Origin of the sequence: Azospirillum sp. (assembly GCF_035627195.1) — a bacterium.
Lineage (GTDB): Bacteria > Pseudomonadota > Alphaproteobacteria > Azospirillales > Azospirillaceae > Azospirillum.
In genome coordinates, this window is record NZ_DASPMG010000045.1 from 1 (window position 1) to 16692 (window position 16692).

General features: G+C 72.7%; 17 protein-coding genes and 1 riboswitch. Of the genes, 1 reads left to right on the forward strand and 16 read right to left on the reverse strand.

What is annotated here, in order from left to right:
- Nucleotides 1-79: 79 nt before the first annotated feature.
- The 14 genes from VED21_RS03895 to VED21_RS03960 all read right to left on the reverse strand — a co-directional run bounded on the left by VED21_RS03895 (nucleotide 80) and on the right by VED21_RS03960 (nucleotide 12824).
- The gene (locus tag VED21_RS03895; RefSeq protein ID WP_324881000.1) at nucleotides 80-820 is read right to left on the reverse strand and encodes an ABC transporter ATP-binding protein; all 741 of its coding nucleotides are present in this window, start codon (nucleotides 818-820) and stop codon (nucleotides 80-82) included.
- Entirely contained in the window at nucleotides 817-2502 is a 1686-nt protein-coding gene (locus tag VED21_RS03900; protein WP_324881001.1) for an ABC transporter permease subunit, read from the reverse strand. Before VED21_RS03900 ends, VED21_RS03895 begins: the two co-directional genes overlap by 4 nt.
- Nucleotides 2495-3370: a branched-chain amino acid ABC transporter permease gene (locus VED21_RS03905; protein WP_324881002.1), complete on the reverse strand. Its 876-nt coding sequence runs from the start codon at nucleotides 3368-3370 to the stop codon at nucleotides 2495-2497. The genes VED21_RS03900 and VED21_RS03905 overlap by 8 nt, the downstream gene beginning before the upstream one ends.
- 10 nt (nucleotides 3371-3380) lie before the next feature.
- Entirely contained in the window at nucleotides 3381-4508 is a 1128-nt protein-coding gene (locus VED21_RS03910; RefSeq protein WP_324881003.1) for an ABC transporter substrate-binding protein, read from the reverse strand.
- A gap of 58 nt (nucleotides 4509-4566) precedes the next feature.
- A riboswitch (TPP riboswitch) is annotated at nucleotides 4567-4666 on the reverse strand.
- 31 nt (nucleotides 4667-4697) lie between these two features.
- Nucleotides 4698-5456: a hypothetical protein gene (locus VED21_RS03915; RefSeq protein ID WP_324881004.1), complete on the reverse strand. Its 759-nt coding sequence runs from the start codon at nucleotides 5454-5456 to the stop codon at nucleotides 4698-4700.
- 25 nt (nucleotides 5457-5481) lie between these two features.
- On the reverse strand, nucleotides 5482-6372 hold the full coding sequence (locus VED21_RS03920) for a DMT family transporter (protein ID WP_324881005.1): 891 nt from the start codon (nucleotides 6370-6372) through the stop codon (nucleotides 5482-5484).
- 16 nt (nucleotides 6373-6388) lie between these two features.
- A complete protein-coding gene (gene deoA / locus VED21_RS03925) occupies nucleotides 6389-7708 on the reverse strand; it encodes a thymidine phosphorylase (protein WP_324881006.1) in 1320 nt (439 codons plus the stop codon).
- A gap of 40 nt (nucleotides 7709-7748) precedes the next feature.
- On the reverse strand, nucleotides 7749-8336 hold the full coding sequence (locus VED21_RS03930; RefSeq protein WP_324881007.1) for a hypothetical protein: 588 nt from the start codon (nucleotides 8334-8336) through the stop codon (nucleotides 7749-7751).
- 19 nt (nucleotides 8337-8355) lie between these two features.
- Nucleotides 8356-8691 (reverse strand): hypothetical protein, encoded by a 336-nt coding sequence (locus VED21_RS03935; protein ID WP_324881008.1) that lies wholly within the window; start codon nucleotides 8689-8691, stop codon nucleotides 8356-8358.
- A 23-nt stretch (nucleotides 8692-8714) separates the two neighbouring features.
- Nucleotides 8715-9533 carry a deoxyribose-phosphate aldolase gene (gene deoC, locus VED21_RS03940; protein ID WP_324881009.1) on the reverse strand — a complete coding sequence of 273 codons (819 nt, stop codon included), beginning with the start codon at nucleotides 9531-9533 and terminating at the stop codon, nucleotides 8715-8717.
- A complete protein-coding gene (locus tag VED21_RS03945) occupies nucleotides 9530-10363 on the reverse strand; it encodes a purine-nucleoside phosphorylase (RefSeq protein WP_324881010.1) in 834 nt (277 codons plus the stop codon). The genes deoC and VED21_RS03945 overlap by 4 nt, the downstream gene beginning before the upstream one ends.
- Nucleotides 10364-10373: 10 nt before the next feature.
- The gene (cdd, locus tag VED21_RS03950) at nucleotides 10374-10775 is read right to left on the reverse strand and encodes a cytidine deaminase (protein WP_324881011.1); all 402 of its coding nucleotides are present in this window, start codon (nucleotides 10773-10775) and stop codon (nucleotides 10374-10376) included.
- A 5-nt stretch (nucleotides 10776-10780) separates the two neighbouring features.
- On the reverse strand, nucleotides 10781-11689 hold the full coding sequence (locus VED21_RS03955; protein WP_324881012.1) for an ABC transporter permease: 909 nt from the start codon (nucleotides 11687-11689) through the stop codon (nucleotides 10781-10783).
- Nucleotides 11682-12824 (reverse strand): ABC transporter permease, encoded by a 1143-nt coding sequence (locus VED21_RS03960; protein ID WP_324881013.1) that lies wholly within the window; start codon nucleotides 12822-12824, stop codon nucleotides 11682-11684. The genes VED21_RS03955 and VED21_RS03960 overlap by 8 nt, the downstream gene beginning before the upstream one ends.
- 326 nt (nucleotides 12825-13150) lie before the next feature.
- Between VED21_RS03960 and VED21_RS03965 the strand changes: the two genes are divergently transcribed.
- Complete coding sequence (locus VED21_RS03965; protein WP_324881014.1) at nucleotides 13151-14608, forward strand: catalase; 1458 nt, start codon at nucleotides 13151-13153, stop codon at nucleotides 14606-14608.
- Between the two features lie 30 nt (nucleotides 14609-14638).
- On the opposite strand, the gene VED21_RS03970 is transcribed toward VED21_RS03965, so the two are convergent.
- Entirely contained in the window at nucleotides 14639-15814 is a 1176-nt protein-coding gene (locus VED21_RS03970; RefSeq protein ID WP_324881015.1) for a TMEM43 family protein, read from the reverse strand.
- 70 nt (nucleotides 15815-15884) lie between these two features.
- Nucleotides 15885-16692 (reverse strand): calcium-binding protein (locus tag VED21_RS03975; protein WP_324881016.1); only part of this gene is annotated, 808 nt, incomplete at its 5' end.

Consider the following 16692-nt stretch of genomic DNA (forward strand, 5'->3'; position numbering starts at 1 on the left):
GGTGCTGGGTGGGGGTGCTGGCGAACGCAGCGCGACCCTATCGGCGCCACCCGATCCCTTCAAGGGGATCGCGCGGTTGTCACGAAGATTCGGATCCGCCCGGAATCGGATCACCCAGGATTGGATCCCCCAGGAAGGCCGTCCGCAACGCCTCCGCGTCCAGGGCGTCCGCCGGCCCGTCGTGCACCACCCGCCCCAGGCGCAGCAGCACCGCCCGCCCTGCGGCCGCCAGCGCCCGCCGGGCGCTCTGCTCGGCCAGCAGCACGGCGGTGCCCTGCGCCGCGATGGCGCGCACGGCGGCGAACACCTCCCCCGCCACCTTGGGCGACAGGCCCAGCGACGGCTCGTCCAGCAGCAGAAGGCGCGGCCGGCCCATCAGCGCCCGCCCCACCGCCAGCATTTGCTGCTGCCCGCCCGACAGCCGCCACGCCCGCTCCCCCGCCTTCTCGCGCAGCTGCGGGAACAGCGCGAGGACGCGTTCCAGGTCCCGCCCGCGCTCGGCCGTCCCGGCGAAGCTGGCGACCTCCAGGTTGTCGCGCACGCTCATGCCCGCAAACACCCGCCGCCCCTCCGGCACGTAGCCCAAACCCAGCCGCACCCGCTTCTCGGCCGCCAAGCCGCCAACCTCCACCCCGTCCAGCACCACCCGCCCCCGCGCCGGGACGAGGCCCAGCACCGCCTTCAGCAGCGTCGACTTGCCGGCCCCGTTGGCGCCCAGCAGCGCCACCGTCTCGCCCGCCTTCAGTGCCAGCGACACGCCGTCCACCGCCACGGCGCCGCCATAGCCGGCGCTCAGCCCCTCGATGGTCAGCAGGGTCATGGGCTCCCCTCCCCCAGATAGGCGGCGACCACCGCCGGGTGGCGCACCACGTCCCCCGGCGCCCCGTCCGCCAGCACGCGCCCCTGGTCCAGCGCCACCACGCGCTGCGCCAGCGGCAGCAGGAAGCCCATGTCGTGCTCCACCACCAGCACCGCCACCCCCTCCGCCGCCACGGCAGCGAGGTGGCGGGCAAGCTCCGCCTTCTCCCCATCGGTCAGCCCCGCCGCCGGCTCGTCCAGCAGCAGCACCGCCGGCTGCCGCGCCAGCGCGCGGGCCAGCTCCACCCGCCGCCGCAGCGCCGCCGGCAGCCCGCCGCACGGCCGCCCGGCCAGCTCCGCCACCCCCAGCCGCTCCAGCACCGTCCGCGCGTGCGCCTCCGCCTGCGCCACCGACGGATCGCGCTCCAGCCGCGCGGCGGCGACCGCCTCCAGCACCGTGGCGCCCTCCGGCAGGCCGGCGGCCTGGAAGGTGCGGGCGATGCCCGCCCGCGCCACCCAATCCGGCCGCGCCCCAGCCAGATTACGCCCGCCCAGCATCACCCGCCCGCCGTCCGGCCGCTCCAGCCCGCTGATCAGGTTGATGACCGTCGTCTTGCCCGACCCGTTCGGCCCGATCAGCCCGGTGACGCGCCCCGGCTCCAGCGTGAAGGACACGCCGTCCACCGCCCGCACCCCGCCGAACGCCTTGCGCAGCCCCTCCACCCGCAACGCACCCCCCGCCGCCCGTTCCGGCAGCGCCGCCGCCTTCGGCAACGGCCGCACGCGCGGCGGCAGCAGCCGGTCCAGCACCCCGGTGATGCCGTGCGGCGCCACGACGATGGCGGCCAGCAGCGCCAGCCCGTAGACGATCAGGTAGCTGCGCTCCAGCCCCCGGAACCACTCCGGCAGATGCACCAGCAGCACCGCCCCCAGCACCGCCCCGGCGATGCGCCCGCGCCCGCCGACCACCGCCATGGTCAGGATGGCGACCATCACCGGGAACTCCAGCACCTCCGGCGAGACCACCCTTTGCGTGTGCACCGACAGCGCCCCCGCCGCCCCGCCGTACAGCGCGCTCAGCGCGAAGGCGGTCAGCCGCAGCCGCCCGACGTCCAGCCCCAGCGTGGCCGCCGCCAGCGGGTCGTCGCGCACCAGCGTCAGCGCCCGCCCCCACCGCCCATGCGCCAGCCGCGCCGCCGCCGCCGCGCCCAGCGCCACGCACGCCCACACCACGGCCGCCAGCGGCAGCCCGCGCGGCACCGCCCACCCCGCCAGCACGATCCCCGGCACCCCGGCCAGCCCGTTGGCCCCGCCCGTCAGCTCCGGCGTATTGACCGCCAGCAGCAGCACGACCTGCGCCACGCCCAGCGTCGCCAGCGCGAAGTAGTGCGACTCCAGCCGCAGCACCGGCAACCCGACCAGCAGCGCCAGCCCCACCGGCACCGCCAGCGACAGCGGGAAGGTCGCCGGAAACGTCCATCCCAACTGGCTGCCCAGGATGCCGGTGACGTAGGCACCCACGCCGAAGAACGTCCCCTGCGCCAGCGACAGCGCCCCGCCCAGCCCGAACACCACCTGGAACCCGACGGTGGCCAGCGCGTACACCCCCGCCACCGTCAGCACCCGCAGCCCGTAGGGCGAGGCGTACAGGACGGCGTAGGCCAGCAGCGCGACCACACCGAGCGCGAACAGGACCCTACGCACGGCGCCGCGCCACTTCACCGAACAGCCCCTGCGGGCGCGCCACCAGCACCACCAGCAGCGTGACGTACAGCGCGCCCATCGCCACGGGGTAGGACAGCACCGCCGACACCCCCACCTCGAACAGCGCGATCACCAGCGCCCCCGCCACCGCGCCCGGCACCGATCCCCAGCCTCCGATGGTGACGGCGATGTAGGCCTTCAGGATCAGGTCGCCGCCCGCCGTGGGCGTGACGAAGAACTGGTTGGCCAGCAGCAGCCCCGCCGCCCCGGCGTACGCCGTGCCCAGCGCGAAGGTGGCGAGGATCATGGCCGTCACCGGCACGCCGCAGGCCCGCGCCATCTCCGGGTCCTGCGCCGTGGCGCGCAGCCGCCGGCCCAGCTGCGTGCGGGCGAACACCCACTGCTGCGCGCCGATCAGCAGCGCCGCCACCGCAACGATGGCCAGCGACTGCTCCGCCACCACCAGCTCGCCCAGCCGGAGCGTGCCGCCGCCGAACAGCGGCGGTGCCGCGCGCGGCTCCGGCCCCAGCAGCACGGTGGCGCCGTTCTGCAGCACGATACCGACCGCGATGGTGCTGATGAACACGCCCACGTGCGGCCGCCCGCGCAGCGGCAGGTACGCCGCCAGCGACACCAGCAGCCCCAGCCCCGCCATCAGCACCAGCACGACCGGCAGCAGCGCGATCCCCGGCGCCGGCACCAGCGGCGCCAGCGCCACCGCCAGCATGCCGCCGGCCATCACCAGGTCGCCCTGCGCGAAGTTCACCGCCCCCGTGGCGTTCAGCACCAGCACGAAGCCCAGCGCCACCAGCGCATAGGCCGCCCCCAGCGCCACACCGTTGAGGAGGAGTTGGGCGGCGGTCAGCACGCGCGCACGCTCACTTCACCACACCCGTCACATTCTCATAACGCTTCACGATCCGCGGCACGCGGCTCTCCCCGTCGTAGCAGACGATGACGGCGGAGTGCGCCATGTTGCCCTTGCCGTCCGACGCGTAGGTCATCGCCAGCCCCTCGTGCCGGCCGGTGGAGAGCGCCTTGCGCACCTCCTCGGCCGTCCGCGCGCCGTCCCGCACCGCCGCCAGCACCATCCGCACGCCGTCGTACTGGCCCAGCGCGAAGGCGTCCGGCTCCGCGCCGAAGGCGGCGCGGTAGCCGGCGGTGAACGCCTCGATGCCCGGCGACCCGCCGGACACCGGCGACGCCGCCGTCTCCGCGCACACGCCGCGCAGTTCCTTGGGCTCCAGCAGCGCCGCCGTGCTCGGCTGGTGCATGGCCGACCCGGCGACGATGGGCACCGCCACGCCGTGCGCCGCCGCCTGCCGGACGAACAGGGCCGTCGGCCCGGAATGCAGGTGCAGCACCAGCACGTCCGGATTGGCGGCCAGCGCCTTGGTCAGCACCGGCAGCAGGTCCTTGGCGGACGTGTCCACCCCCTCCTCGTACACCACCTCGGCCCCCAGTTTCTTGAACTGCGCCGTCAGGTGCGCCTTACCGGACTGGCCGTAGGCGGTGGTTTGATAGATCAGCGCCGGACGCTTCTTCCCCAACTCCTCCACCACGTACCGGGCGTGCGCTTCCTTGGTCACGGCGTCGCCAGGGAAGAAGCGGAAGATCCACGGGTTGCCCTGCTCGGTCACCGCCGCCGTGCCGGACACGGTGACCAGCGGCACCTTGTACTCCGCCGCCAGCGGCAGCATGGCCAGAAGCTGCGTGCCCAGCATGCTCGCCACCACGGCGGTGGCCGTGCCGCCGCCCACCGCGCGCTCCAGCGCCGTCACCGCCGCTTCGGGCGAGGTGCCGGTGTCGGTGACCGCCGACGCGATCTTCACCCCCGCCGGCGCCTCCTTCAGCGCCAGCACCGCGCCATTGCGCTGGCTGGTGCCCTCCAGCGACAGGAAGCCGGTGACCGGCACCAGGATGGGCACGTCGATCGTCTGCGCGCCGACGGCGCCGGACGCGCCGAGCATCGCTGCAACCGAGAGGGAAAGAATGGTCCGCCGCATGGATGTCGTCTCCTGGCCGGCGGGGGAACGCCGCTCGCAGGAGGTGCCGGGGGCACGGGTCCTCGGACGGTCGGCTCCCTTCGCTGGCATGACCCAGATCAGGTTCGATGGGTGTGTCTCAGCCCGCCGTTCACCGACAGGCACCCCAGCCGTACGGGGACGAAGAGTTGCCCCGCCGCCACCCCCCTGTCAAGGACCGGCCGCGCGCCGTTCCAGGAAGACGCGCGGCGGGCAGCGCTCGGCGAAGCTGTTGTCGCTCAGGCAGTCCAGCGGCAGGTCCGTGCAGATGTCCCGCAGGTCGGGCCGGAAGCCGGCGCCGTGCTCCGCGTGGTACGTGCGCACGAAGGTGCCGAAGTCCTGCGGAAACGCCTTCGACTTGAAGGGCACGGCGGCGTTCTCCGCGTCGCTGACCGGCACCGCCGTGATCTTCGCATCGGGCAGCAGCTCGCACCGCCCCCCGGCCCGCCAGACGCGCAGGCCCAGGTCGGGGTCGGCGAAATGCGCGGTGAAGGCGCGCGAAAACCATCCCCCCGCCGCCTCGACGCTGCGCCGGGACATCACCGGGAAGTACGGATAGTACAGGCCATACGCCGCGCCGAAGTGCGGAACGTTGGGCCGCGCCAGCCCGCCTGCGAAGGGAAAGTACCGGCCCTCGCGCTCGGCGATCCGCTCGGCCAGCCCGTCCAGCCAGCCCTTCTCCGGCCGGTGGTCGTCGGACATGGCGACGACGATGTCGCCCGTCGCCGCCTCCCAGCCCAGCGCGTGGGCGGCGCAGTTGCCCTGCGGCGTGCCCTCCGGCACGTAGCGGACGAAGGGCGCCTCCACCTCGAACGGGGCGACGACGACGATCTCCAGCTCATGCCCGATGGAGGCGGCGTAGATGCTCTGGATCGTGTCGACGAGCATCTGCGCGCGCAGGCTCGGCAGCGTGACGGAAATCTTCGGCATGCCCCGACCATAGCCGACCGCCGGCCTAATGTCGCGCCTCCCGGCGCAGCAGGTAGAGGCCGCTGCCGATCACCACCGCCGCCCCGGCCAGCAGCGCCGGCCCCGGCCAGTCGCCGAAGAACAGCGCGCCGTACAGCACGCCCCACAGGATCTGCGTGTACTGGAACGGCGCCACCACCGCGGCCGGCGCGATGCGGAACGCGCCCAGCAGGCACAACAGCGCCGTGCCGGCGCACAGCCCGCACGCCGCCATCAGCGCGAACCCCGCCGCGTCCGGCATCACGAAGACCGGCGCCATCAGCGGCAGCAGCACCGACGCCGACAGCAGGTTGCCGTAGAAGGGATAGGACGCCGCCGTCTCCGACCGCCCATAGCGGCGCACGATCAGCCCCGACACCGCGAAGCAGAAGGCGCTGGCCATGGCGCCCAGCGCGCCGGGGTCGAGGATGCCGCCGCCCGGCCGCAGCATCAGCAGCACGCCCGAGAATCCCACCAGGATGGCCGCCCACTGCGCCGCCGCCACCCGCTCCCCCAGGAACACGCGCGACAGCGCGGTGATGATCAGCGGCGAGGTGAACAGGATGGCGTAGACGTCGGCGATGGGCATGCGCGTGTAGGCGTAGAACGCCCCCAGCCCCGCCCCGACGCCGAAGCACGACCGCACGAGGTGCACCAGCGGCCGCCGCGTCGCCAGCGTGCGCAATCCGCCGCGCGCCAGCGCGAAGCCCACGATCGGCACCAGCGCGAACAGCGCGTTGAAGAAGAACGCCTCGAACAGCGGGTAGGTGCGCGCGACGTGCTTCATCAGCGCGTCGGTGACGGAGAACAGCGCGAACGCCACGGTGATCAGCACGATCCCCGTCAGGTGCCCCTGCCGCTCGGCGTGCGCCGGGGCGAATGGGCGCGGTGCGTGCATGCGCCCGATCCCCCGGTCAGATCCGCGCCGCCACCAGCGGCCCCGGCGCGGGCGCGGTGTCGGCCACGGCCATGGCGGCGCGCACCATGCCGGCCGCCCGCTCCGCCTCGTCCTCATTGCGCGCGTGCACGGTGCACAGCGGCCGGTCGCCGGGCTCCACCGCCTCGCCCAGTCCGGCCACGCCGTCCAACCCCACCGAATGGTCCACGGCGTCCGTCACCTTGGTCCGCCCGCCGCCCAGGGCCACCACGGCGATGCCCAGCGCGCGCGTGTCCACCGCCGCGACCACCCCGGCCCGCTCCGGGTACACCGGCCGCCGCACCGCCGCCACGGGCAGGTGCCGGCCGGGGTTCTCCAGCAGGTCGGCCGGGCCGCCCAGCGCCACCACCATGCGCGCGAAGCGCTCGGCCGCCGCGCCGCTGGCGATCGCATCGTCGAACCTCCGCCGCCCCGCCGCCACGTCCGGCGCCAGCTGCGCCAGCACCAGCAGTTCCGCGACCAACGCCCGCGTCACCTCCATCAGCCGCGCGTCTGCCGCCTCGCCGCGCAGCGCGGCCAAGCACTCGTGCACCTCCAGCGCGTTGCCGGCGCTGGTGCCCAGCACCTGGTTCATGTCGGTCAGCAGCGCCACGGCCGGCAGGCCGGCGCCGGCCGCCACGGTGACGATGCTTTCGGCCAGCGCCTCGGCGTCCTTGCGCTTCGCCATGAAGGCGCCGTTGCCGAACTTCACGTCCATCACCAGCCCATCCAGCCCGGCCGCCAGCTTCTTGGACAGGATCGACGCGGTGATCAGGTCGATGGATTCCACCGTCGCCGTCACGTCGCGGATGGCGTACAGGCGCTTGTCGGCCGGTGCTATGTCGTCGGTGGCGCCGATGACGGCGCACCCCACATCCTTCACCACGCGCTGCAGCATGCCCAGGTCCGGCTTGGCGCGGTAGCCGGGTATGCTCTCGAACTTGTCCAGCGTGCCGCCGGTGTGGCCCAGGCCGCGCCCCGACACCATGGGCACGAAGCCGCCGCACGCCGCCACGGCGGGCGCCAGGATCAGGCTGACCTTGTCGCCGACGCCGCCGGTGGAATGCTTGTCCAGCACCGGCCCGGGCAGGTCCAGCGGCGCCCAGTCGATCACCGTGCCGGACGCCGTCATGGCGCGCGTCAGCGCCACGCGCTCGTCCAGCCACATGCCCTTGAAGAACACCGCCATGGCGAAGGCGGCGGCCTGCCCCTCGCTGACCGTGCCGTCGGTGATGCCGCGCACGAACGCCTGGATCTCCGCGGCGGTCAGCGGCGTGCCGTCGCGTTTCTTGCGGATGATTTCCTGGGGAAGGTGCAAGGCGGTCGTTTCCTGAATGCCGGGACGAAGGCGCGTACGCCTATTCCAAAGCGTCCCACGGATAGAATTCGTACGAATCCCATTGCGGATCGTAGGTTCGGTAGACGAAGCCGCCCCTCACGACGTGGTTGATCTTGTCCACCGCGCTCTGGAACGCCGCCGGCTCAAGGCCTTCGTCGGCGAGTTCGTTGTACAGGATCGACCATGCGATGCACGACGCGGAAAAGCTGGGATCACCCAGCGCGCCGAACACGGCCCGGACGTTGCTGCCCGACTTCAACAGCGCCTTGGTGAAATCGACGTGCCCGCCCTTGCAGGCGGACAGGACGATCATCCGGTCGGCGGACGCGAAGGGCCTGAGCAGGGCCGCAAGCTCCGGCCAGTCGACGCAGGTGGTGTCCGACAGCTGGATGCCTTCATGGTCGCCGTGGCAGGACAGGTGCAGGATGTCGGCCCCGAAATCGGCGGCATCCTCGATGGCCCGTTCGAGATGCTCGATGTCCAGCACGGCGCGGTACGCCGTGCGGAGACGGCGCACCTTCAGCACCTCGTTTGCGGCAAAACCGTCGAGACGCCCTTCGTAGAAATCGCCGGGGGCGTTGGATTCGGCAATGAAGACGGACACCATGGAAGGCCGGACGCGTCGCTCAGCGCACGCCGTAGCGCATGTCGAGCCATGCCCTGACGGCCCGGTCCAACGCGTCCTGTGAATGGAACCGCCCCTCGTCGTAGATATAGTACGCGTACCCCGCCTGCGGATGACCGTTCAGAAAGCCCGTTCCGACCGATCCCCGGAACCCGGCCTGCTCCAGCCGTTCGGCGATCAGGTCGCGGTGCTCGACCATGGTCTCGCGGTACGGGGCGAACTTGTGCTCGTCGGTGACGAAGCCCGTCCGCTCCAGCTCCTCCTTCACCCGGGCGATGAAGTCCGCCGTCAGGTAGGAGGTGTCGTCGAGGTAGGACTTGCGCGCGCGGGCAACCATGCTGGCCTCCTTCGGCTGTGCGCTCAATATGCCCCAGCGGCGTCGGCCCGCACAGCCTTGCTTTCGCCCAGCACCTCCAGCAGCGAGTCGAGCAGGCCGGAGGCGCCGAAGCGGAAGGTCGCCGGCTTGGCCCAGCCCTTGCCCATCAGCTTGTCGGCAAGGCTGAGGTACGCCGCAGCGCACGCCGCCTCGCGGATGCCGCCGGCCGCCTTGAAGCCCACGGGGCGGCCGGTCTGGCCGATGGCGTGCAGCATGATGGCGGCCGTCTCCAGCGTCGCCGCCGGATTGAGCTTGCCGGTGGAGGTCTTCAGGAAGTCCGCCCCCGCGTTGATGGAGTCGCGGCAGGCCCAGGCCAGCAGGTCGGCGTCGGGGAAGCAGCCGGCCTCCAGAATCACCTTCATCACCACGCCCTCGCCGCACGCCTCGCGGCAGGCGCGCAGCACGTTCATGGGCGCGGTGCGCGCCCCCTCGATGAAGCTGCGGTAGGGCAGCACCACATCGATCTCGTCGGCGCCGTCCTTCACGGCGGCGCGCGTCTCGGCGGCCACGGTGGGCGCGTCCGCCTCGCCGCCGGGGAAGTTCACCACGGTGGCGACCTTCACGCCCGACCCCTTCAGCGCCTTGCGCGCCGTCTTCACGAAGCGCGGCCACACGCACACCGCGGCCACCGGCCCCACCGGCGTGACGGCGCGGCGGCACAGCGCCTTTATGTCGTCCTCGGTGTCCTTGTCGCCCAGGCTGGTAAGGTCCAGCAGCGACACGGCGCGCTTCGCCGCACCGGCGCTGGCCGGCACCGTCTGGGCCGCGTCCACGGCAAGCTGAAGTTCGGCGAGAAGTTTCATGGCTGGCCCCCGTCCCCTTCCGTCCATCCCTCGACAAAACCAACCAACAGCCGCTCCAGGTCCACCGCCGCCGCCGCCGCGGTGCGCAGCGTGTGGGCGTGGTCCACCGGCCCGTCCCCCAGCCCGACGCCGAGGTTGGTGATCACCGCGCACCCGGCGACCCGCAGGCCGCAGTGCCGCGCGATGATGCATTCCGGCACCATCGACATGCCCACCGCGTCCGCGCCCAGCAGCTTCAACATGCGGACCTCGGCCGGCGTCTCGAAGCTTGGGCCGAGCCACGCGGCGTATACCCCTTCGGCCATGGGGATGCCAAGCGCCGCGCCCGCGGCGGACAGCCGCGCCCTGAGATCCGGGTCCCAGGCGTCCGTCAGGCTGGGGAAGCGCGGGCCGAAGGCGTCGTCGTTCGGCCCCACCAGCGGGTTGGTGCCCAGCATGTTGATGTGGTCGGCGACGACCATCAGCCGCCCCGGCCCCACCTCCGTGCGCAGGGAGCCTGCGGCGCAGGTCAGCACCAGCGTCTCCACCCCCGCCAGCTTCAGGGCACGGATGGCGGTGCGCAGCGCCGCGAACCCGGTGCCCTCGTACGCGTGCACGCGCCCCTGCAGCACCGCCACCTCGGTGCCGGCCAGCCGCCCGACCACCAGCCGCCCGGCGTGCCCCTCCACCCCCGGCTGCGGGAAGCCCGGCAGCTCGCCATAGGGGATGGCGACGGCGTCCTCCACCCGCTCCGCGACGCCGCCCAGGCCGGAGCCCAGCACGATCCCCACCCGCGGCAGCCGCCCCGGCGCCCGCACCTTGATCTCCGACGCCGCCCGTGCCGCGGTCATGCCCAGCTCCTCAAAACCCCAAATTGCCCGGCCCGAACGAGTGCGGCAGCAGCTCGCCCAGCGTGAACGTGCGGCGCAGCCCTTCCGGCCCGCAGACATGCACCGGCGTGTCCGGCCCGGCGAACTCGCGCAGGCGCTGGCGGCAGCCGCCGCAGGGGGTGCACAGGCCGCCGTCGCCGGCCTCCCCGCCCATCACGACGATCCGCCGGATGCGCCGGTCGCCCGCCGTGACCATGGCGCCGATGGCCGTGGCCTCGGCGCACTGCCCCTGCGGGTAGGCGGCGTTCTCCACGTTGCACCCGGCGAACAGCCGCCCCGACTCGCCCTCGATCGCCGCCCCCACGGGAAAGCGCGAATAGGGCGCGTGCGCGTTCCCGCGCGCCTGCCGGGCCAAGTCGATGAGAGCTTCCATACGCCTCAACGCTCCTTCACATAGGGCACGCCGCTGGCCTTCGGCGCCACGGCGCGGCCGACGAAGCCGGCCAGCAGCAGCACCGTCAGCACGTACGGCACCATCTGGATGAATTGCACGGGCACCGTGCCGACCAGCGGCAGCGCCACGCCCTGCAGCCGCACCTGCACGGCGTCGGTGAAGGCGAACAGCAGGCACGCCGCCAGCGTCGGCCACGGCCGCCACTTGCCGAAGATCAGCGCCGCCAGCGCCAGGAACCCCTTGCCCGCCGTCATGTCGCGCACGAACCCCGCGCCGTGCGCGATGGACAGGTACGCCCCCGCCGCCCCGCTCAGCACCCCGGTGACGACCAGCGCGCGGTAGCGCAGCCCGGCCACGGAGATGCCGGCGGTGTCCACCGCCGCCGGGTTTTCCCCCACCGCCCGCAGGCGCAGGCCGAAGCGCGTGCGGTACAGCACCCACGCCGTCAGCGGCACCAGCGCCGCCGTCGCCCACACCAGCACGTTGGCGCCGCCGATGCCGGGCAGCCGTGCCGAATTGGGCAGCAGCGGCGTCTGCCCGCCCAGCTGGAACCACGCGTAGGCCAGCGTCGGCGCCAGCCCGGCGGCCAGGATGTTGATCGCCATGCCCGACACCACCTGGTTGCCGCCGTGCCTGACGCAGGCGTAGCCGTGCACCAACGCCAGCGCCACCCCCGCCGCGATGCCGGCGCCCAGGCCCAGCCACGGGTCGCCGGCCTGGAAGGCGACGGCGGCGGCGAAGAAGGCGCCGGCCAGCATCTTGCCCTCCAGCGCGATGTCGACCACGCCCGCGCGCTCCGAATACAGCCCGGCCAGCGCCGCCAGCACCAGCGGGGTGGCGACGCGCACCGTGGCGCCGGCCAGCGGCAGAAGCTGGGCGATCAGCTCATCCATGCGCCGCCCTCCCCTTCTCCCTGGGCCGGAACAGCGCCTCGACCTGCGGGCGGAACAGGTTCTCCATGGCGCCGGCGAAGAGGATGACCAGGCCCTGGATCACCACCACCATCTCGCGGTTGATCGTCTGGAATTCGAACGACAACTCGGACCCGCCCTGGTACAGCGCGCCGAACAGCAGGGCCGCCAGCACGATGCCCACCGGATGGTTGCGCCCCATCAGCGCCACCGCGATGCCGACGAAGCCCACCCCGCCCGTGAAGTTCAGGATCAGGCGGTGCTGCACGCCCAGCACCTCGTTGACGCCCGCCAGCCCGGCCAGCGCGCCGGACAGAATCATGGCGAGGATCACGGCCCGCGCCGGGGAAATTCCGGCGTAGACGGCGGCGCGCTCGTTCTGCCCCACCACGCGCAGGGCATAGCCCCAGCGGGTGTGCCAGACGAATCCATACACCAGCGCGCAGCACCCCAGCGCCAGCAGGAAGGAAAGGTTCAGCGGCGAGGCCGGCGCCTCGACCCCCAGCCAGCCCAGCGCCCGGTCCATGGCCGGCATCCAGGTGTCGGGCGGGAACTCGCGCGACTCCGGGCTCTGCTGCCCCGGCTTGATCAGCACGTCGACCATCAGCCAGGTCATGAGCGCCGACGCGATGAAGTTGAACATGATGGTGGTGATCACCACGTGGCTGCCGCGCCGGGCCTGCAGCCATCCCGGCAGGAACGCCCACGCCCCGCCGAACAGTGCCGCCGCCGCCACGCCCAGCAGCGCCGCCACCGGCCACGGCCAGCCCGCCGGCATGGACAGCGCCACCAGCCCGGCGCCCAGGCCGCCCAGGTACGCCTGCCCCTCGCCGCCGATGTTGAACAGCCCGGCGTGGAAGGCCATGGCCACCGCCAGCCCGGTGAAGATGAAGCCGGTGGCGTAGTACAGCGTGAACCCCACCGCCTCCGGATAGCCCGCGGCCCCCCAGGCCAGCACCTTCAGCGCCGCCCACGGGCTTTCCCCCACCGCCAGCACGACGAATCCGGACAGCGCGAGCGCCAGCATCAGGTTCAGCAGCGGCAGCAGCGCCAAGCCCACCCACGCCGGGACCCGCCCCGGCGCGCCCGCAAGCCCGCTGTCCTCCGCCGCCGCCATGCCGCCCCGCCCCCGCTCGACCCTGGGGGAAAGTGCCTTGGCGGGATGGGGGAATGCAAGCCCGCACCCGATGCCCCCTCCCGGCTCGCTGACGCTCGCCACCCTCCCCCTCTTCGAGGTGGAGGGTTTTGTGCCGAAGCGGCGGCAGTCCCCTCCACCGCGCAGCGGGGGAGGGTTAGGGAGGGGGCAAAACGCCGTCATGACTCAACTCCTCCTCAATAGCCTCCCCCTATCACTCCCATCGGAACATCGTCTTGGACGGCCGTGTCGCAAGGGCCGATAAATTCCGGGCAACCCGCGAACAAGAGACGCGAAGGAAAAGCCCGATGACCACGCTGACCACCACCTTCGGCATTCCGGTTTCCGACAATCAGAACTCGCTGACCGCCGGTCCGCGCGGCCCGGTCCTGATGCAGGACTTCCACCTGATCGAGAAGCTGGCGCACTTCAACCGCGAACGCATCCCCGAGCGCGTGGTCCACGCCAAGGGGGCCGGCGCCTACGGCACCTTCCGCGTCACCCGCGACGTCACCGCCTGGACCAAGGCCGCCTTCCTCTCGGCCGTCGGCAAGGAGACGGAGGTGTTCGTCCGCTTCTCCACCGTCGGCGGCGAGAAGGGCTCGGCCGACGCCGAGCGCGATCCGCGCGGCTTCGCCGTGAAGTTCTACACCGAGGATGGCAACTACGATCTGGTCGGCAACAACACGCCGGTGTTCTTCATCCGCGACCCGCTGAAGTTCCCCGACTTCATCCACACGCAGAAGCGCAACCCGGCCACCAACCTGAAGGACCCGACGGCGGTGTGGGATTTCTTCTCCCTGTCGCCGGAGACGATGCACCAGCTGACCATCCTGTTCAGCGACCGCGGCACGCCGCGCGGCTACCGCCACATGGACGGCTTCTCCAGCCACACCTTCTCGTGGATCAACGCGGCGGGTGAGCGGTTCTGGGTCAAGGTCCACTTCAAGACCCGCCAGGGGATCGAGAACTTCACCGCCGGGCAGGCGGTGCGCATGGCCGGCATCGACCCCGACCACGCCACCCGCGACCTGTTCGCCGCCATCGCGGACAAGGACTTCCCCGCCTGGACCGTCTCCGTCCAGATCATGCCGGAGCGGGAGGCCGACGGCTACCGCATCAACCCCTTCGACCTCACCAAGGTGTGGCCGCACGCCGACTATCCCCTGGTCGAGATCGCCGAGATGGTGCTGAACCGCAATCCCGAGAACTACTTCGCGGAGGTCGAGCAGTCCGCCTTCAGCCCGGCCAGCGTGGTGCCCGGCATCTCTTTCAGCCCGGACAAGATGCTCCAGGGCCGGCTGTTCGCCTACGCCGACGCGCACCGCTACCGGCTGGGCGGCAACTACGGCGCGCTGCCGGTGAACCGGCCGCACGGCTGCCCGGTGCACACCTACCAGCGCGACGGGGCGATGCGCTTCGACGGCAACGGCGGCGGCGCGCCCAACTACGAGCCGAACAGCTTCGGCGGCCCGGCGCAGACCGGCGGCGCGTCCGAACCGCCGCTGCGCATCTCCGGCGACGCGGCGCGCTACGACCACCGGGCGGGCAACGACGACTATTCCCAGGCCGGCGCCCTGTTCCGCCTGATCGGGCTGGAGGCGCAGGAACGGCTGATGGACAACATCGCCGGGTCCCTGGGTCAGGCGCCGGAGTTCATCCAGCGCCGCCAGATCGCCCACTTCCTGGCGGCCGACCCGGCCTACGGCGGCGGCATCGCCCGGCGCCTGAACCTCACCGCCGTCCCGGCGGTGGCGGCGGAGTAACGGCAAGGCGAAAGCCCAACGCCGCGCGCGTCAGCCGAAGCGCGCGGCGGCGCCCACCGTCCCGCCGCCGCGCCGCCGCATCATCAGTCCGCCGACCAGCGCCAGCACCGCCGCCACGCCCAGCCCGGCCGCCAGCAGCGGCCGGTGGGCGACCCAGGCGACGGCGATGGTCACCAGCGTGGCCGGTGTCGCCAGCACGAAGCCCAGCAGCGCCGCCCCGGCGCTCGCCAGCGGCTCCAGGAACGGCAGGACGGAGGCCAGCACCACGAAGGGCTGGAAGAACAGCATCACGCCGATCGCCATCACCACCCAGCCGACGAGGCGCAGGATCCAGGTGATCACCGTCTCCGCCTGCTGGGCGTCGGCGAACATCGCGGCGGCCGGCCGCTCCCCCACCTGGATCAGCGCGATGGTGTAGCCGTTGGCGGCGGTGTAGGGGATGAGCCCGCCGCGCGACTGCGCCGCCACCACGCTGATCGGCTGCGCCACCACGCCCTCGAAGCGCACGCGCACGTCGCCGACCTTCGGCGCCATCGGGTCGGCGCCCCGGTACAGCCCGCCGTCGGCCAGCCGGTAGGCCGGGTCCACCGCCGCCGTGCCGGGGGTGAGTTCCTGGAAGGTGCTCAGGTTCGCCAGAACGGCCGGCGTCACCGCGTGCCCGCCGACGCGGGCGTCGCGGCTGTCCAGCGTCACCGTGCGCAGCGGCATGGACGGATTGCGGTGCCCGTCGGGAATGCGGAAGCGGCCGGAGTCGATGGGCTGCTCCGACCACACCCGCTCGTATTCATAGACGGTCTCGGTCTTTTCGGAGCCGCCCAGCTGCTTCTCTGTGCGCGTCGTCTCGCGCTGCTGCCACTGGTACATCTCGACGGTGCGCCGCATGCGCAGCAGCCCGTTCCACGCCACCCCCAGGACGGGATCGCGCAGCGGCTCGCCCACCGACGCGGCCCCCGCCACGTGGACCAGCCGCCCGTCGTTCGCCGGATCGGGTGCGCCCGCCGGCACCGACACGACGCTGCCCGCCCCCGCCGACAGCGCCGTGGCGGCGTCCACCGCGCGCCCCTCGTTCCACGACAGCAGCACGATGCTGCCGATCACCATCAGCACCCCGACCAGCGGCGCCATCAACGCACCGCCCAGGCGCGAGAAGAACCCCTGCGTGGTCGTCTCGACGAACCGATCCGCCCCTTCGCCCCCGTCCGACATGCACACCCCTCCACGCGGACCCAGCGCCGCGCGGAGGAGCCTGCACCGGATAACGAAGGGCGCGCAACGGTCAGCTCGGAAGCACCAGGATGTCGGTGTTGCCGAGCGTCGTGACGTTCAGCGTGGCGACCGCCACCGCCGCCCCGGTGCCCGACCCGTCGGCGTCGAACGACAGCACCCCGGTCGTGGTGTTGAAGACGAACCAGTCGTCCCCGTCCGCCGCCGCGTCCAGCGCGAAGTTGGACGCCGACAGCACCCCCGCCGGCACGTTGCCGAAGTTCGGCCCCACCACCGCCACCTTGTCCTCGCCCGCCGTGAAGTCGGTCACGGTGTCGCCGCCCTCCGCCGGCGCGGCGATCACGAACCGGTCGCTGCCCGCCCCGCCCGTCAGCGTGTCCGCCCCGGCGGCGCCGTTCAGCACGTTGTCCGCGCCGTTGCCGGTCAGCGCGTTGTCCAGCCCGTTGCCGGTGCCGTCCACCGCCGCCGTGCCCTCCAGCACCAGCCCCTCGACCTCGCCGCCCAGCGTGTAGGTCAGCGCCGTGCGCACGGTGTCGCTGCCGCCGCCGGCCGTCTCGCTCACCACGTCGCCGGCATCGTCCACCACATAGGTGTCGTCGCCGCCGCCGCCCGCCATGCTGTCGGCGCCCGCCCCGCCGTCCAAGACGTTGTCCGCGCCGTTGCCGGTCAGCGTGTTCGCCTGCGCGTTGCCGGTGCCGTCGATGGCGGCGGTGCCGGTCAGCGTCAGGGTCTCCACCTCCGCCGACAGCGCATAGCTGGCCGTGCTCTGCACCGCGTCGGTGCCTTCGCCGGCCAGTTCGGTGACCACCTCGGCGCTGCTGTCCACGATGTACAGGTCGTCGCCCGCCCCGCCCTCCAGC

Excerpts from the sequence above, each read along its gene's own strand:
- VED21_RS03895 (WP_324881000.1), bottom strand. The coding sequence starts at position 820 with ATGACCCTGCTGACCATCGAGGGGCTGAGCGCCGGCTATGGCGGCGCC.
- VED21_RS03910 (WP_324881003.1), bottom strand. The coding sequence starts at position 4,508 with ATGCGGCGGACCATTCTTTCCCTCTCGGTTGCAGCGATGCTCGGCGCG.
- VED21_RS03915 (WP_324881004.1), bottom strand. The coding sequence starts at position 5,456 with ATGCCGAAGATTTCCGTCACGCTGCCGAGCCTGCGCGCGCAGATGCTC.
- VED21_RS03920 (WP_324881005.1), bottom strand. The coding sequence starts at position 6,372 with ATGCACGCACCGCGCCCATTCGCCCCGGCGCACGCCGAGCGGCAGGGG.
- VED21_RS03930 (WP_324881007.1), bottom strand. The coding sequence starts at position 8,336 with ATGGTGTCCGTCTTCATTGCCGAATCCAACGCCCCCGGCGATTTCTAC.
- VED21_RS03935 (WP_324881008.1), bottom strand. The coding sequence starts at position 8,691 with ATGGTTGCCCGCGCGCGCAAGTCCTACCTCGACGACACCTCCTACCTG.
- deoC (WP_324881009.1), bottom strand. The coding sequence starts at position 9,533 with ATGAAACTTCTCGCCGAACTTCAGCTTGCCGTGGACGCGGCCCAGACG.
- VED21_RS03945 (WP_324881010.1), bottom strand. The coding sequence starts at position 10,363 with ATGACCGCGGCACGGGCGGCGTCGGAGATCAAGGTGCGGGCGCCGGGG.
- cdd (WP_324881011.1), bottom strand. The coding sequence starts at position 10,775 with ATGGAAGCTCTCATCGACTTGGCCCGGCAGGCGCGCGGGAACGCGCAC.
- VED21_RS03955 (WP_324881012.1), bottom strand. The coding sequence starts at position 11,689 with ATGGATGAGCTGATCGCCCAGCTTCTGCCGCTGGCCGGCGCCACGGTG.
- VED21_RS03960 (WP_324881013.1), bottom strand. The coding sequence starts at position 12,824 with ATGGCGGCGGCGGAGGACAGCGGGCTTGCGGGCGCGCCGGGGCGGGTC.
- VED21_RS03965 (WP_324881014.1), top strand. The coding sequence starts at position 13,151 with ATGACCACGCTGACCACCACCTTCGGCATTCCGGTTTCCGACAATCAG.
- VED21_RS03970 (WP_324881015.1), bottom strand. The coding sequence starts at position 15,814 with ATGTCGGACGGGGGCGAAGGGGCGGATCGGTTCGTCGAGACGACCACG.